Source organism: Bradyrhizobium sp. Bra78 (genome assembly GCF_024519855.1).
Taxonomy (GTDB): Bacteria; Pseudomonadota; Alphaproteobacteria; order Rhizobiales; family Xanthobacteraceae; genus Bradyrhizobium; species Bradyrhizobium japonicum_G.
The window spans coordinates 76463-90954 of sequence record NZ_JALJRE010000017.1 but is presented as its reverse complement, the minus strand read 5'-3'; the positions used below and the strand labels follow the sequence as shown (position 1 = coordinate 90954).

Genomic DNA, 14492 nt, shown 5'->3' with positions numbered 1-14492 from the left:
ATGGCAAAGGATTCCGACCCACTGGCGGACGCCTTCGGGACCAAGCAGACCGGCGGGCTGTTCTCCGGACTTTTGGCCGAGGAGAGTTCGTTCGATCGCCGCATGATGTGGCGGCTGGGCTCATGGGGCGTGGCGGCTGTCGGTGCGGTCGTGCTTGCCGTGACGGCCAACCAGGCCCAGCTCGGCTGGCGGCGCGACCAGGTTGCGTCCGCCGATCTCGCCCGCCAGTCCGACCGGCTCCAGCTGCTGACCAAGGAGAGCCAGAACGAGGCCCGCCGCCTCGCCTCCGCCATCGAGACGCTGAACACCGATCGCGACCGGCTGTATTCGCGCGTCACCGTGCTGGAGCAAGGGCTCGATTCCGTCACCGGCGCCATCGCCAAGCAGAGCGCCGCAACACCGCCGCCGGCGTCCGCAGCCAAGTCGCAGGATACGCCGGCCTTGATCGGGCCAACGGCCCCCAGCGTCGCGCCGGTCGCCTCGACGCCCGCCCTGGCCAACGACAAGCCGCGTGCTGAACTCGCCAAGGACGCTCCAAAGGACGCTCCGAAGGACGCCGCGAAGGAGCAGCTGATCCCCCCGCCTCAGAGCGCGGCCGCGGCCTCGCTCGTGCAGCAGGCGCCGCTGACGACGTCGGCACTGCCGATGCTTCCGCTGGTGCCCTCCAAGTCGATCATGGCGCCGCCCGATCCGGCTGCGTCGAAACTGGTCCAGCCCGAGGCAACTGAGAAGCCAACCGAGAAGGCCGCCGAGACGAAGCCCGAGCCGGCGCCCGCTCCGACCGAAGTCGCAGCCGCATCAGCCAAGCCGCCGGAGGCAACCGAAAGCGAGACTCCAGCGATCCCGGTTCAGCAGACGCGCTTTGCGATCGATCTCGGCGGCGCCCACTCGATCGACGGCCTGCGCGCACTCTGGCGCGGCCTGACCAAATCCAATCCGGAAGTTGCGGCGCTGCGGCCGATCATCATGATCAAGGAAGGCAATACCGGCCTCGGCATGCAGCTTCGTCTCGGTGCCGGCCCCCTGATCAATGCGGCTGCCGCTGCAAAGCTCTGCGCAGGTCTCGCGGAGAACAGCCGCCACTGCGAGACCACTGTGTTCGACGGCCAGCGCCTGTCGATGCGCGGCGGCCAGGAGAAAGGTCAGGACAAGGCTCAGGAGAAGGGACAAGAAAAGTCCCAGGACCGGGTTCAGGAGAAGAACGCCGATAAGAATCCGGACGCAGCGCCGCAAGCCGAGACTGCACCTGCGCCCGCCCCCACCGCCAAGCCGGACAAGCGCCGCCGCAGCTACTCCTCAAAGCGTTCGTCAAAGCGCGAGGAGCCCGCGCCCGCACCTGCGGCGCAACCGGCCGCGCCGGCCAAGCCGGAGACGGCGTCGGCGGGCTCGACGCTGTCGTCGTTCTTCAGGCGGTAGGGTCGAAGTTTCTCACGCAGGCCCGCGAGAAACTTCCACCCGCCCTGTTGCCCCTCCGCGCCTTCCCGACCATATTGCCGCCATGACAAAAAAGCCCTTCCGCCTCACGCCCTACCAGGTGCAGTTCCTGATCGTCGTCGGCTTCGCATCCGTCGGCTATGCGCTCTACTTGCGCTATCTCGGCATCGAGTTCTCGACCGTCGGGCTCGCCTGCGACGCCGGGCTGCAGACACTGATCTGCAAGGCGCGCTCGGTCGCGACCGTGCTGTTCAAGAACTCGGTGTTCGGGATCGTCGCGCTGGTGGTTGCGGCGCTGAACCTGATGCGGCCGTCGATCGTGCTGCTCACCGTCGGCATCATCGCCGCCGGCCTCGGCATCGTGCTCTACAATGTCGTGCTGTCTGGCCTGGCGATCGGCCTGTTCATTCTTGGATTTGCTCGGCCCGCGCCCGCCACAGCGTGAGCGCGAACAACAGATAGATCGCGCAGGTCCACAGCGACTGCCAGTTGTCGCGCCCCTCGTTGAAGAGCACATACGCGGCCGACAGCGCCAGCACACCCGCGAACACCGACTCCGCGATCGGACGCTGGCCGATCTGCGGCCGGTTCAGCATCAGCAGCGCGAACGGCACCACCGCCATCGTCAGCGCGGCGTAAGGGAAATCCTTGTAGCGTGGATCGAACACGAAGCCGAGCGCGGTCTGCGCCGCAATCACCGCCGTCACCGCCAGCGTGAGACCCAGCACGGCGGTGAGCTTCGACCATTTCCGGCCCTCGCGCGGGCCCAGCAGATCGAGAAAGGTCGGAAGACTGCGGCCGATCACCATCGCCTGCGCGCAGAAGATCGGCGACAGTATGCCGGCCGCGAGCAGCATGCCCCACAACAGCCAGCCGCCGATGCCGTAGCTCTCATAATACATCTTGTCGGCGCCGATCCCGAGCAGGATTCCCGCCGAGGTCGCCGAGATGCCGACCCCGAGCCAGGCCGAGAAGCGCGGCGTCCAGGGCCTGCGCCGCAACGTCAGGCCGGCGACCGCGAACACCAGGACGCAGAGGCCCATGCCGACGCCCATGTACCATTTCCAGTACGGGAAATTGCTGATCGGCTCGCCCGGCGGATATTTCAGGCTTCGGCGCACCGAGTCGTAGAGGCCCCAATAGCCGCCGACGGTGCCTTCCAGCTTGCGCTTCCACGGCTGGTCGTATGACTCGATCAGATTGACGCGGAATTTCTGCGCTTTCGCCAGGCCCAGGATTTCCGACACGACGCGCGCCTGATTGGTGCGCGACGGCAGCGCGCCATCGCGCATGCGGCCTTCGCTCGGCCAACCGGTTTCGCCGATCAGGATCTCCTTGCCCGGAAACGCCACCGCCATGCGCTCGCGGATTGCCTCGACATGGGCGGCGGCGAATTTTGCTTTAATCGGGAAATCCTCCCAATAGGGCAGGATGTGGATCGTGACGAAGTCGACGGCGTCATAGACCTCGCGGTTCTTCAGCCAGTACTCCCAGACGTCGGCATAGGTGACGGGCACGCTGACCTGCGTCTTCACCAAGTGGATGATGGAGACGAGGTCGGCCGTCGTCATCTCTCCGCGGAGCAGCACCTCGTTGCCGACGATGACCGCCGTGATGATGGAAGGGAATTCCTTGGTGAGGCGAACCGCGAGCGCGGCCTGCTCAAAATTCTTGGAGCGGTTGCTGGAGAGCCAGATGCCCTGGAGCACCTTCAGCCCGCCGACCTTGGCGGCGATCGCCGGCACCTGGTCGAGCCCGTTCTCCATCGAATAAGTGCGGACGCAGTCGGTGATTTCCTTGAGCTGGCGCAGGTCCTGCTCGATCTGGTCCGCGTCGATATGAGTCCACGCGTCCAGCGGCGACTGTTCGCCGCGGAACGGTGCATAGGAGACGCATTGGACCTTCTCGGCAGGATCGATCGGAGCGCGCGCGAGTGTGATCGGCGTCGCCAACCACCACCACACGGCAGCAATCGCACCCAGCGAAACGAGCAGAAGCGCCAGTGGCGTACGAAGAGAAATCGGTTCCGTCCTCCGCGAAGGGTCCGTCGATTACCTGCTTGCAAGCCGTCTGCCAAGGGGGGTGCCCGGGTGCGGATCCGCTCCTCCCCCAAAGGAATTTGGCCGCGGCCGTTCGACCGGGAGCTAGGATCGTGACTTTGCTGGACAAAATTCCAAATACAGGTCATGGACTCCCGAGGACTTTTCCGCCGCATTGGGGACCCATTTGGACGCCATCACCGGCGCGTCCGCGAGGTCGGGATGCGGACGGTCAGCGGATCTATTGGGGAATTCATGCGGCAACGGGTGTTCGAGTTACGAAATGCGGTCCTGCGGCGGTTCGCCGCCACCTTGGCCGTTTCTTCCCTTCTCGTCCTGGTCGGCGTTAACGCCACCTCCGCCCAGAGCGGCACGCCCGCCCCGGACCAGAGCAAGGCAGCGGCCCAGCCCGCCGACGCCGCCAAGGATGCCGCACTGAACCAGCGCCGCACCGATGAGTTCGCCGAAGCGGCCCAGGTCATCAACGGCCCGGCCGGCAATCCCGAATGCGTATGGCTCGGCCGGCGCGTGGTGCGGCTGATGTGGCGGGATGACCTCGATACCGCATTCCGCCATCTCGATCTCTACGACCGCTTCGGCTGCCCCGGCGGCCACATCCAGGCCGCCTTCCGCTGCCTGACCCGGTTCGGCGGCCAGATCGATCCCAAGGTCGCCGAGACCCTGGACAGCCGCGTGCACGCTTGCTGGATCAACCCGGCCTCCCAGCCACAGCAGGCGGCCGCCGCGGCATCTCAGCCGGCCGCGCCGACCACCGGCAACTCGCAAGCCCCGCAGCCGGCCGCGACCCCCTCGCCTGCGGCAAGCCCGTCGCCGGCGCCCCCGAAATAGCCGCGATCGTTTCAGCCTGCGTTCAGGAACGATCGGCGATAAGGGCGGTTGGCACTGCCGCACATTCCGAAACTGGCCATGCCCTCATAAGGTCATGAGGGCATGACAGTTGTGAAACCGCGCAGCAGAGATATGCTCCATTTGCCGCGGACTTGGTCGGATCTCGGGGTCGGATCCGCTTCCCTGCCACCTCAGCCCCTTTTGGTTTAGCCGCGATGCGCGTTGTCGCCGCCGTCCTGTTGCTTGTGTCCGTGCTCCACGCCGGCCTGTGGGGAGTCTTGCGCGACAAGGAACCCGCACCGGACTTCAAGGGCCTGCTGCCCAGCGTCTCCTACGCGCCGTTCGAGGGCTCGGCTCACCCCGACATCGACAACATCCCGACGGTAGAGAAAATCCGCGCCGACCTGAAGACGCTGTCGACCATGACGCGCGCGATCCGCCTCTATTCGTCCACGGGCGGCGTGGAACTGGTGCCGCCGATCGCAGCCGAGTTCGGGCTCAAGGTCACCGTCGGCGCCTGGATCGACAAGGACAAGGACCGCAACGAGCGCGAAATCAAGGCCGCGATCGAGCTCGCCCGCAAGAACAGCAACGTCAACGGCGTCGTCGTCGGCAACGAAGTGATCTACCGCGGCGAGCAGAAGGTCGAAGACCTCATCGACATGATCAAGAAGGTCAAGGGCGCGGTCCGCGTGCCCGTCACGACCGGCGAGATCTGGAACATCTGGCGCGACAATCCCGACCTCGGCTCCAACGTCGATTTCATCGCCGCCCACGTGCTGCCCTACTGGGAAAACTTCCGCTCGGACCAGGCGGTCGATCAGGCCGTCGATCGCTACAATTTGTTGCGCAACCTGTTCCCCGGCAAGCGCATCGTGATCGCCGAGTTCGGCTGGCCGAGCGCGGGCTACAATCTGCGCAATGCCGACCCGGGTCCGTTCCAGCAGGCACTGACCTTGCGGAATTTCGTCAGCCGCGCCGACGCCATCGGCATGGAATACAACATCGTCGAAGCCATCGATCAGCCCTGGAAATATTTCGAGGGCGGCGTCGGTCCGTACTGGGGCATCCTCAACGCCAGCCGCGAGCCGAAATTCGCCTGGACCGGGCCGGTGGAGAATCCCGACTACTGGAAGCTGATGACGATCGCCCTGCTGGTCGGAATCCTGCTGTCGCTGCCGATTCTGCGGCTGCAGCAGCCGACGGCGAAGCAGGCGTTCCTGCTGTCGGCCACCGCCAACGGCGTCGGCGCCTGGGCCGCCACCGTGTTCGCGTTCTGGAACGGACACTATTTCATCTTCGGCTCGGCCTTCGCGCTGACGCTCGGCATGATCCTGCTTGTTCCCCTCGTCCTCATCGCGATGGCGCGCATCGACGAGATCGCCGCGGTCGCGTTCGGCCGGCCGCCCCAGCGGCTGCTCAGCAAGGACAAGCCGGTCGAGAACGTGCCCGAGAACTACTTTCCGAAAGTCTCGATCCACATCCCCGCTTATTTCGAGCCGGTCGAGATGCTCAAGCAGACGCTCGATGCGCTGTCGCGGCTGAACTATCCGAACTACGAATGCGTCGTGATCATCAACAACACGCCGGACCCCGCCTTCTGGCAGCCGATTCAGGACCATTGCCGCACGCTCGGCGAACGCTTCAAGTTCATCAATGCCGAGAAGGTGCAAGGCTTCAAGGCCGGGGCACTTCGCATCGCGATGGACCGCACCGCCGTCGATGCCGAGATCATCGGTATCCTCGATGCCGACTACGTCGTCGAACCCGACTGGCTGAAGGACCTCGTGCCGGCGTTCGCCGATCCGCGCGTCGGCCTCGTGCAGGCACCGCAGGAGCATCGCGACGGCGATCTGTCGATCATGCACTACATCATGAACGGCGAATATGCCGGCTTCTTCGACATCGGCATGGTCCAGCGCAACGAGACCAACGCCATCATCGTGCACGGCACAATGTGCCTGATCCGCCGCGCCGCGATGGACATGGCCGGCGGTTGGTCGAGCGACACGATCTGCGAGGACAGTGATCTTGGCCTTGCGATCCAGGAGCTCGGCTGGACCACCCATTACACCAACCACCGCTACGGCCAGGGCCTGCTCCCCGACACCTACGAGGCGTTCAAGAAGCAGCGTCACCGCTGGGCCTATGGCGGCCTCCAGATCGTGAAGAAGCACTGGCGCCACTTCCTGCCCGGCCGCAGCCGGCTGACGCCCGACCAGAAGCGTGAATACGGCCTCGGCTGGCTGAACTGGCTGGGCGCCGAAAGCCTCGGCGTGGTCGTGGCGCTGCTCAACCTCGTCTGGGTGCCGATCGTCGCCTTCGCCGACATCGCCATCCCCGACAAGATCCTGACGCTGCCGATCATCGGCGCCTTCATCGTCTCGCTCGCGCACTTCCTGTCGATGTACCGCGCGCGCGTCGCGATCAAGCCGGGCCAGATGCTGGGCGCCATGATCGCGGCGATGAGCGTGCAGTGGACGGTGTCGCGCGCGGTCGCGCAGGGTCTCATCACCGAGCACATCGCGTTCGCGCGCACCTCCAAGGGTGGCCTGTCCAGGATGTCGATCGAGTTCCAGGCGTTCTGGGAGGCCGTGATCGGCGCCCTGCTCCTGATCGGCGCCGGCGTCCTTGTTGCCTCCAACAGCTTCAGGCAGATCACCGAGATCTACATCTTCGCCGGCGTGCTGGTGCTGCAGAGCCTGCCGTTCCTGGCGGCGGTCGCCATCGCCATCCTCGAACTCAGCCGCATCAACTCGTTCCAGTTCTGGCGCGACAGCGCGATCCGCACCGCCGAGCTGATCGGCCTGCGCCCCGTCGCGCTGCCGACCCCCGCAGGCACGCCGCAGCCCGTGCCGAGCGAGGTGCGGCGGGAGACGAATTGACGGCGCAGGCAAGCCATCGGTGCCGTTCGGCGTGGACAGCGGGCCGCCAATCGAGTTGAAAATTCCGGCCTAAGCGGCGGATACCGCGAGCAAATCCCCGCTCCTGCTGCGAACTTCGGCAGCAACCGCTGCTATTGACCTCAGCGCCCCATCCCCCTACACAGCGCGGGCCGAGAGCATGATCCGGAAACAGCCGGTTTTCCCCGCGACGCGAGCTTCAGCGCAGCGGCAAGACATGCTTCTCGAATGTCCGAAGACGATGGCGATCGATCTTGAATGCCATCAGCGGCCATGGGAGCGCGTAGCTCAGCCGGTAGAGCACGTGACTTTTAATCACGGGGTCCTGGGTTCGAGCCCCAGCGCGCTCACCAAAATTCCTTGGTTTCGTCGCGATCACGACACCGGGCATTTGGCGCGGGATCGACCACGCCGCGAGTGACTGAAGTCACTCGGCCAAGCCCATTTCGTCGAAACCAACTCCGCCGATTTGCTCGACGCGTCCTCAACTCTCCGGAGCCGACGCCGCGACCGGCACACTCAGCGGCGCTCCGCCGACCGAAACCGGCCCGATAGCTTTCGGCTGCCGCGCCATCCGTTTGCGAATCGCCGCAGACAGTCCATAGCGAGCATGCGCTCTTCGGATGGAGGACGTGACGTCCGACATCATTGTAGTTTGCAGCGAGTCGACCTTCGCGATGAGCGTGGACAGCTGCGAGGAGATCTTCCTCACATCGACCCGCTCGTCCGTAATGCTCTGTCGCAGAGACAGCAGCACCATTGTATCCTGCTGCCGAACAGCTGCATTTTGCTGCGCTAAGTAATTGTTCTCCTGCAGCGAAGCCGTGTGTTGCTGCTGGGCCGACTGAATATCCTTCAAGGCAGCGACAACCGGATCCGGTTTAGGCACGGAAGCTTCCCGGCGCGGAAGCAGTTCAGCCAGACTTCCGACATTCAGCGACGCAAAATCAGACGGCAATGTGTAGATGGCGGCCGCTCCGTTGATGGCCAGGGCACACACCGACAGTGCCAGGACCGATTTCCGGCTGGACCGCTCGACCGGGACTGCTGCTTCCGGCGCTGCAGTTTCGGGTGCGGCGGCGAGTGCGAGTGCTACGGGGTCGAATTGTTCGACGATGCCTTGCGCTTCCGGTGTCGTGGTCATGTGCATTGACCTCAAATGAGCGAGCAAAAGGAAGCCGACGCCGGAACGTCCTAGCGACGGCTCCTCTACGCAGCACCCACCTACAACTGCCTAAAATTGTGAACATTTCGGATTAATTCCACCTTAGCGACGTAGCCGCCCGGCGTCTCCAGCCACCCCGGCCGATTACGGGGTCCATGCGCTGGAACTGGTCATGCGGGCAGCCTGCTTCGAGGCGCGACAAAGCCGCAGACAACGCCCCAAAAAGGTGTAGGATTCGCCAAAACAGGAGGGAGCGGCATGTTTGAAATCAGCGGTTTCGACACGGCAGGCGCGGTCAGCCTGAAGCGGCTGTCACTCGCGGCCGCCCTCAAGAAGGCAAGAGAGCTTGTCGAGGACGGGTGCCGAGACGTTCAGATCGTTGATCCAAATGGCCGGGTCTACACCTCGTTCGAGGAGCAAGCAGCCTAGCCGCCCCGCCTCCGCTATTCGGAAGCCACCACCCGCCGATCAGATCGCGCTTCGCGAAATCCGGGCGTTGAAGTCTGGGCTTTGCGGCGATCTAAATGAAAACCCCAGCGCCTGGTGGCAGCGCTGGGGCGTTTTCAAATATCAATCGGTAAAGCAATGGAGCCTTTATAGCGGCGGCCCCGGAGATCGCGTGTGAACTGGTTCACAATCCTGCGCCGATCTTTCCACAGCCACGATACGCCAACCGTCGCACCCCGATCTGACGCGGTTTCACGGCCGAGGGATGCGAGTGCGACGCAACGCGCTGCATCGTTGCCAATCAACTCGTTTGGGAGCACGTTCGCTTCAGGCGCTCAAGACGCCGCACAGGGAGAGGCACATGAAGGGATCGGGCCTGGATGGTCGCCATCGGGACAAGGATGGCGCGATCGGCAAGAAGCATGGCAACACGCTGGTCGGCACGTTGCGCAAGATCTACGGCAAGGGTTTTGCGGCCGGCTATCCGGATGCGACTGAGCTCAACGAGGTCCTGCTTCAGCTGAACGAGACGTCGTTGAGCCAGTTGCGCCGCGATCACGACACCGGGCATCTGGGACACAAGATCGACCACGCCGTGAAGTGACGGGCCTGGCTTGATCAACTTCAAGTCGCCGATTCCAGCTCCGCCAAGCCCACAGCGACGCGGCCCGGATGCATTGCGCCATCGGTCGCCTCATCGCACTTAGCGTTTGAGCCCTCGCAGCGCTCGCGCTAGCATGAGCCTTTTTACGGAGGCTCATTTGAAACAGCTCATTATGGTCGTCGCCATTGCACTCGCCGTGACAGCCCCCGCGCGCTCCCAAGCCCTCGTCGATCCTAACAAGGTTGCTCCCGAATATCGCGAGGCGGCCGAGAAGCGGCGCGCCGAGCAGATCAAGCAGCGCGAATGCGCGCTGAAGGCCGATCTCGAGAAGGTGCTGCCGAGGGACCGCACCGCCTTTCTCAACCATTGCCTGGACACGATAGCGGCCAAGCAATAGCGACCGATCGGGCGGTTCTGACGGGCTGATCCCGTCGCCTGTTGCGGCGGCCTGATGACGCCTCACCGTGCGGCTTTTGCGAGCGGCTCCGGCGCATCCGCATCGGGCGCGGCGAACCCGATGGTGAATTGGCGGAACCATTCAGGCTTTCTTCAGACATTTGGGATCACCTGACACTCCATTTCCATCAATCATTTTCGGCGGCGCATGAGTTTCATCCAGATTCAGTGCCAGCGCTGCAAGACCGCATTCCGCGACCGCGCCGGGCGGTTGCAGGACGGCTACTCCAGGCAATGTCCGAGCTGCGAGGTGGTGCTGTTCTTCGCGGAGGATTCGCCGAACCCTCAGGTCAAGGCGGCGATGAAGCGCGCGCGCAAGGCTCGCAAGGAGCAGCGCGAGACCGAAATGACCATGGCGTTCGCGCCCAAATCACGCAGCAATGCCTCGCGATCATACGACGGACGGACGGAGTCGTCGGCAGAGGACGCAGACGAAGACTAAACGCTCCAGCTCACCCGCGCCGACGCGGTTTCCTCGGAAACAGGCGGTCGCGGATGTAGCGCGAGGTCGGCGTCAGGCGGATGCCGCGCGGCTTCTGCCACGCAGCCCGGTCGATCTCGTTCTTGTCTCCGATCGCGAGCCTTCCCTTGGCGCCCTTGGCGATGAAGATCGCGTCGCTCATCTTGCGGCCGGAGCGCTTGTTCCTGGCCGTTACCTCCTTCCAGAGGCTGATGCGGCCGAGCTTCAGCTTGGGCAGCTCTTCCTTGATCTCCCGCCGCAGGCAGTCCTTGTCGGACTCGCGCGCACGCTTGCGGCCGCCCGGGAACATCCACAGGCCGTCCGACCGGCGTCTGACCAACAATACCTTGCCGCGCTTCGCTGCAACCAGCTTGGAAGACTTCGCCATTACAATCGTAGGCTCGAACAGAATCTAACCTATCGTAACTTGTCTAGCTGAATAGACAAGTTCGGCCGGGGCGTTGATCACAGCCCGCGCGGGCAGCTCAGCCCTCCCCCGTCCGCGCCTCCGCCTCGGCCCGGTCCTCCGTCCTGATCCAGGCCATCATCATCTCCCATGCCACCGACAGGATGATCGGCCCGATGAACAGGCCGACGATGCCGTGGGCGAGCGTGCCCCCGATCACGCCGACGAAGATCACGATGGTCGGCGTCGTCAGGCCGCGCCCCATGACGAGCGGCTTCAACATGGTGTCGAGGAAGCCGACGAGGACGAGAAACACGGTGAGCAGCAGCGCCGTGGTGACGTCCTTGGCGGTCCATATCCAGATGATCACCGGCAGCAGCACCAGGAAGGCGCCGATCTGCACGATCGAGAGCAGCAGCACGATGAAGGCGAGCAGGCCTGCGCTCGGCACGGCCGCGAGCTTGAAGCCGATGCCGGCGAGCAGTGCCTGCACGATCGCGACGCCGATCACGCCCTGCGCCACGGCGCGGATGGTCGCGCCCGCGAGCCCGAGGAAATGCTCGGTCTGCTCGGGCACGATGCGAAACAGGAAGCCGCGGCCGGCCGCAACCAGCCGCGGCCCGTGCGGAAACAAGAAGCCGGCGACGAACACCGAGACCAGGAACTGGAGGGTGCCGACGCCGGCATCGCCCGCGAGCGAGAGCAGTGGTCCGGCCAGCGGCTGGAGATAGGGCGCGACCTCGCGCAGCACCGCGCGGATGTTGTTGTAGGCCTGCTCCCAGAGGTCATAGAGCCACGGGCCGACGAGCGGCCACGATTTGAGCTGCTCCGGCGCCGACTGGAGCGCGAGGTCGCCGGTGCCGAGCTGGCGCGCCAGCTCACGCACGCCATCCACCGCGCTGATGCCGAGCCAGGTCGCAGGGCCGATGACGATGCCGAGCGTGATCAGGGTCAGGATCGCCGCAGCAGTCTTGGGCCGGCCGCCGAGGACTTTGGCGACCCAGCTGAAAGCGGGGTAGAACGCCACCGCGAGCACGCCGCTCCAGGCCAGGATCGGCACGAACGGGCGGATGATCAGGAAGGTCCAGATGATCAAAAGGCCGAGCAGGCCGACCCGGATCACGAGCTGGATGATGTCCTCTCCGGTCAGGAGCTGGCGGAGACTTTTCACGGGCACAGCTTTCCTTGCGGCATGAACGCGCCGGCGCTTGCGGGCCTAGCGTTATTGCCAGCCGTGCCTCCCGCGTCAAGGCGACAGGGCCCGCCCGAGCCGGCGGCCAGGAACGTATCGGCCATCCCGCATTGCTAGACGATGGGGCGCCGTCACAAAGAGCCTGACGCACATGCGGGAATTCACCGCGGCATCCACTTTTCCCTGACGCGAAACGCCGCACCTGGCTATTGGTGCTATGCCTATGCGGTCGGGGCGCGGGTTCGCTCCGGGCGTGTGCAAGGCAGGCTGTCGCTGCTCGCCATCAGGCGCGTGCAGATGTGCATCGACCGGGACATGCGGAGCAGCCGGACCGGCGATTAATCTTGCGGCAGCGCCGGCGTGGCTAGAAGTGGTAGTTCACGCCGACCGTTCCGGTCTGGATGTTCAGCTTCACGTTCGCCGGCGTCGCCGCCAGATTGCCCGTCGTCACCGGCTGCTCGGTGATGGTGCCGAAGCCCATGTAATTGTATTCGGCCTTCACCGACCAGTTCGGCATGAACATCCATTCGACGCCGCCTCCGGCGAGCCAGCCGGTGCGGTTGAAGCTGCCCGAGGCGGAGCCGGCGAGAGCACCGGCGAGGCCGTTATCGGCGCTGTACCTGTCGCGGGTGAAGGCCGCGCCGCCCTTGGCGTAGAGCAGCACGCGGTCGAAGGCGACGCCGAAGCGCCCGGCAACCGTTGCGATGTAGTCGTTCTTGAGCGACAGGTTGAAGCCGGCGCCGCCGCCGAACGGCCCGCCTGTGTTCAGCGTGACGCTCGACCACGCGCCGGTGCCTTCGAGGCCGACCACGAAATTGCTGATCTGGTAATTGCCGCCGAACTGGCCGCCGACGACGCCGCCGCTGGCCGTGACGGAGCTCCAGACGGCAGCCGGATCGGTCGGATCGATGCCGGTCCACTTGCTCCAGGCGCCGCCGCCATGCGCGCCGATGTAGAAGCCGGTCCAGCTGAAGATCGGCGCGGGCACCTGTGCCTTCACCGGCACGGGCGCGATGATATCCGCAGCGAATGCCGGCGTTGCCAGCGACAGCAGCGCAGCCGTCAGTACAAGTTTCTTTCCCATGACTTCACCCCCAATGATGCGCCTTCCGACCGAGGCGACCGAGGTGAAATCTAGCGGCCGGATCAGGCGCGCGCTTGGACCGACCGGCGGCGCGAATTGGACTGACGGGCGCTCGCCCTGGCGCGGCTCCCGCATGGTCCGCGGAGGAGGCAGGCTTGGCTAACGCCCGTTAACCGGATTTCCCTGCGCCGGTTTACGCCGTTGCAAAGGCCCGCTCCTACCGTGAATGAAGGTCCCCAAAAAACAGTCTGTGCAATGGCCAACAGCATCTGGACGATCGAAGAATTCACCTGCACCGGTTGCAGCATGAACTACACCGCGACGAGGGAAGAGCATGCCGAAGCGCATTCCGGCAGCTTCAAATGCAGCATCTGCAGCGGCGTGGTGCACACCTGGTCCGGCAAGCATCATTTCTTCGGCTGGGAAGCGGTGAAGACCAAGCCGCCCGTGTTCGGCCGTCGCTGGGCCGGAGTCGGATGGTAGGCTTCGGCGGGATCGTACGGGCGCGCGAGCCTGACCGGCGGATCGCCCCAATTGCGCTGATGTCATTTGGATTCCGTTCACCGATCGCCGCTAGATCAGGATGGATCTTCCGCAGCGAACACCCGCCATGGCCGACCTCAACGCCGTCCTCACCAGGCTCAACGACCGTCTGCTCCGCCTCGAGGGCGAGCTGTTCGTGCTGCGCTCGCTGGCCCGCGCGACGCTGACGGCGGGCGACGACCATGCGGTGCGGATGCGCAAGCTGGTCGAGGCTGCGAAGATTGCGCTCGACGACGAGGCAAAACGCGAACTCGACAAGCCGACGCGCAAATATGTCGATGCGGCGACCGCGCTGGTGGAGGAATTGCTGGTCGAGCCGACCCCGGCGCGGCCGTTGTTCACCGTCATCGACGGCGGCCGGCGCGACTGAGCGTCAAATTGAGCCGACGGTGCGGCTCGCGTCGGCATCGTCGGCCTTGAGCCGGCTGAGACCGGCTTCGATGATCGCGATCTCCTCGTCAATCTGGCCGATTGGCAGGCTGAAATCATAGCCTGACCTGCTCTTCAGGTCGACCGCGAGCCGCTGCCGGTGCATCATCAGTTGATCGAGGCCGCGCCGGTTCTTCAGTCGGACATAGACGTCGACGATCTGCTCAATCGCGCTCGGCATGAAATCCGTCCCGGCGAAAAAGCCCGCACGGCGCACCCACGCCGGCGGGACGATTTCGGTGTCGCGGTACGCAATACTAATCCGCGACGGATTCGTCGATACGCCAGGCAGGTTGAGATCGTGTTACCGTCGGATGATTTCGTGATCGCCGGGCACGAAAAAGCCGCTGGCGATCACGCCAGCGGCCAAACCCGGGTTCGAAAACGGATGCGGATTGAAATGTCGCCAGCCCCGGTTGGTGCACGTTCTAGCGCAAACCAGGGATCGATCTGTTAAAAACGAAACACAGGAACCGCGCAT

Annotated in this window: 16 protein-coding genes and 1 tRNA gene; 11 read left to right on the top strand and 6 right to left on the bottom strand. The window is 64.7% G+C overall.

Annotation, left to right across the window (positions count from 1 at the left end):
* Both OC450_RS30065 and OC450_RS30060 read left to right on the top strand, forming a co-directional pair.
* Positions 1-1416 carry a hypothetical protein gene (locus OC450_RS30065; protein ID WP_211386385.1) on the top strand — a complete coding sequence of 472 codons (1416 nt, stop codon included), beginning with the start codon at positions 1-3 and terminating at the stop codon, positions 1414-1416.
* A gap of 82 nt (positions 1417-1498) precedes the next feature.
* Positions 1499-1879 (top strand): hypothetical protein, encoded by a 381-nt coding sequence (locus tag OC450_RS30060; protein ID WP_211386384.1) that lies wholly within the window; start codon positions 1499-1501, stop codon positions 1877-1879.
* On the opposite strand, the gene OC450_RS30055 is transcribed toward OC450_RS30060, so the two are convergent.
* Positions 1839-3398, bottom strand: coding sequence for a beta-(1-6) glucans synthase (locus tag OC450_RS30055; protein WP_262049208.1), 1560 nt, complete (start codon positions 3396-3398; stop codon positions 1839-1841). The genes OC450_RS30060 and OC450_RS30055 overlap by 41 nt on opposite strands.
* Positions 3399-3728: 330 nt before the next feature.
* Between OC450_RS30055 and OC450_RS30050 the strand changes: the two genes are divergently transcribed.
* From OC450_RS30050 to OC450_RS30040, 3 genes are all read left to right on the top strand, one after another.
* Positions 3729-4322: a beta-1-3, beta-1-6-glucan biosynthesis protein gene (locus OC450_RS30050; protein ID WP_211386499.1), complete on the top strand. Its 594-nt coding sequence runs from the start codon at positions 3729-3731 to the stop codon at positions 4320-4322.
* A gap of 215 nt (positions 4323-4537) precedes the next feature.
* Positions 4538-7207 carry a glycosyltransferase gene (locus OC450_RS30045; protein ID WP_262049207.1) on the top strand — a complete coding sequence of 890 codons (2670 nt, stop codon included), beginning with the start codon at positions 4538-4540 and terminating at the stop codon, positions 7205-7207.
* A gap of 295 nt (positions 7208-7502) precedes the next feature.
* Positions 7503-7578 (top strand) — tRNA-Lys (locus OC450_RS30040).
* Between the two features lie 131 nt (positions 7579-7709).
* Here OC450_RS30040 and OC450_RS30035 read toward each other — a convergent pair.
* Positions 7710-8375, bottom strand: coding sequence for a hypothetical protein (locus OC450_RS30035; RefSeq protein WP_262049206.1), 666 nt, complete (start codon positions 8373-8375; stop codon positions 7710-7712).
* 273 nt (positions 8376-8648) lie between these two features.
* Between OC450_RS30035 and OC450_RS30030 the strand changes: the two genes are divergently transcribed.
* The 4 genes from OC450_RS30030 (at position 8649) to OC450_RS30015 (ending at position 10339) form a co-directional block, all read left to right on the top strand.
* Positions 8649-8819 carry a hypothetical protein gene (locus OC450_RS30030; protein WP_211386381.1) on the top strand — a complete coding sequence of 57 codons (171 nt, stop codon included), beginning with the start codon at positions 8649-8651 and terminating at the stop codon, positions 8817-8819.
* A 379-nt stretch (positions 8820-9198) separates the two neighbouring features.
* Entirely contained in the window at positions 9199-9441 is a 243-nt protein-coding gene (locus OC450_RS30025) for a hypothetical protein (RefSeq protein ID WP_211386380.1), read from the top strand.
* A 172-nt stretch (positions 9442-9613) separates the two neighbouring features.
* On the top strand, positions 9614-9838 hold the full coding sequence (locus OC450_RS30020; protein WP_372703104.1) for a hypothetical protein: 225 nt from the start codon (positions 9614-9616) through the stop codon (positions 9836-9838).
* A gap of 207 nt (positions 9839-10045) precedes the next feature.
* On the top strand, positions 10046-10339 hold the full coding sequence (locus tag OC450_RS30015; protein ID WP_262049205.1) for a hypothetical protein: 294 nt from the start codon (positions 10046-10048) through the stop codon (positions 10337-10339).
* 10 nt (positions 10340-10349) lie between these two features.
* Here OC450_RS30015 and OC450_RS30010 read toward each other — a convergent pair whose 3' ends face one another.
* From OC450_RS30010 to OC450_RS30000, 3 genes are all read right to left on the bottom strand, one after another.
* Complete coding sequence (locus OC450_RS30010) at positions 10350-10745, bottom strand: NUDIX hydrolase (RefSeq protein ID WP_211386377.1); 396 nt, start codon at positions 10743-10745, stop codon at positions 10350-10352.
* Between the two features lie 97 nt (positions 10746-10842).
* A complete protein-coding gene (locus OC450_RS30005) occupies positions 10843-11940 on the bottom strand; it encodes an AI-2E family transporter (RefSeq protein ID WP_211386376.1) in 1098 nt (365 codons plus the stop codon).
* Positions 11941-12319: 379 nt separating this feature from the next.
* Positions 12320-13039: an outer membrane protein gene (locus OC450_RS30000; RefSeq protein ID WP_262049204.1), complete on the bottom strand. Its 720-nt coding sequence runs from the start codon at positions 13037-13039 to the stop codon at positions 12320-12322.
* Positions 13040-13294: 255 nt separating this feature from the next.
* Between OC450_RS30000 and OC450_RS29995 the strand changes: the two genes are divergently transcribed.
* Both OC450_RS29995 and OC450_RS29990 read left to right on the top strand, forming a co-directional pair.
* Positions 13295-13522 (top strand): hypothetical protein, encoded by a 228-nt coding sequence (locus OC450_RS29995; protein ID WP_211386374.1) that lies wholly within the window; start codon positions 13295-13297, stop codon positions 13520-13522.
* A 127-nt stretch (positions 13523-13649) separates the two neighbouring features.
* Entirely contained in the window at positions 13650-13952 is a 303-nt protein-coding gene (locus OC450_RS29990) for a hypothetical protein (RefSeq protein ID WP_027534614.1), read from the top strand.
* Positions 13953-13955: 3 nt separating this feature from the next.
* Here the strand turns inward: OC450_RS29990 and OC450_RS29985 are convergent, their stop codons facing one another.
* Positions 13956-14192 carry a hypothetical protein gene (locus OC450_RS29985; protein ID WP_262049203.1) on the bottom strand — a complete coding sequence of 79 codons (237 nt, stop codon included), beginning with the start codon at positions 14190-14192 and terminating at the stop codon, positions 13956-13958.
* Positions 14193-14492: the final 300 nt, after the last annotated feature.

Coding starts and splice junctions, on each gene's coding strand:
- OC450_RS30050 (WP_211386499.1), top strand. CDS start 3,729: ATGCGGCAACGGGTGTTCGAGTTACGAAATGCGGTCCTGCGGCGGTTC.
- OC450_RS29985 (WP_262049203.1), bottom strand. CDS start 14,192: ATGCCGAGCGCGATTGAGCAGATCGTCGACGTCTATGTCCGACTGAAG.
- OC450_RS29990 (WP_027534614.1), top strand. CDS start 13,650: ATGGCCGACCTCAACGCCGTCCTCACCAGGCTCAACGACCGTCTGCTC.
- OC450_RS30065 (WP_211386385.1), top strand. CDS start 1: ATGGCAAAGGATTCCGACCCACTGGCGGACGCCTTCGGGACCAAGCAG.
- OC450_RS29995 (WP_211386374.1), top strand. CDS start 13,295: ATGGCCAACAGCATCTGGACGATCGAAGAATTCACCTGCACCGGTTGC.
- OC450_RS30000 (WP_262049204.1), bottom strand. CDS start 13,039: ATGGGAAAGAAACTTGTACTGACGGCTGCGCTGCTGTCGCTGGCAACG.
- OC450_RS30035 (WP_262049206.1), bottom strand. CDS start 8,375: ATGCACATGACCACGACACCGGAAGCGCAAGGCATCGTCGAACAATTC.
- OC450_RS30020 (WP_372703104.1), top strand. CDS start 9,614: ATGGTCGTCGCCATTGCACTCGCCGTGACAGCCCCCGCGCGCTCCCAA.
- OC450_RS30030 (WP_211386381.1), top strand. CDS start 8,649: ATGTTTGAAATCAGCGGTTTCGACACGGCAGGCGCGGTCAGCCTGAAG.
- OC450_RS30045 (WP_262049207.1), top strand. CDS start 4,538: ATGCGCGTTGTCGCCGCCGTCCTGTTGCTTGTGTCCGTGCTCCACGCC.
- OC450_RS30015 (WP_262049205.1), top strand. CDS start 10,046: ATGAGTTTCATCCAGATTCAGTGCCAGCGCTGCAAGACCGCATTCCGC.
- OC450_RS30025 (WP_211386380.1), top strand. CDS start 9,199: ATGAAGGGATCGGGCCTGGATGGTCGCCATCGGGACAAGGATGGCGCG.
- OC450_RS30010 (WP_211386377.1), bottom strand. CDS start 10,745: ATGGCGAAGTCTTCCAAGCTGGTTGCAGCGAAGCGCGGCAAGGTATTG.
- OC450_RS30060 (WP_211386384.1), top strand. CDS start 1,499: ATGACAAAAAAGCCCTTCCGCCTCACGCCCTACCAGGTGCAGTTCCTG.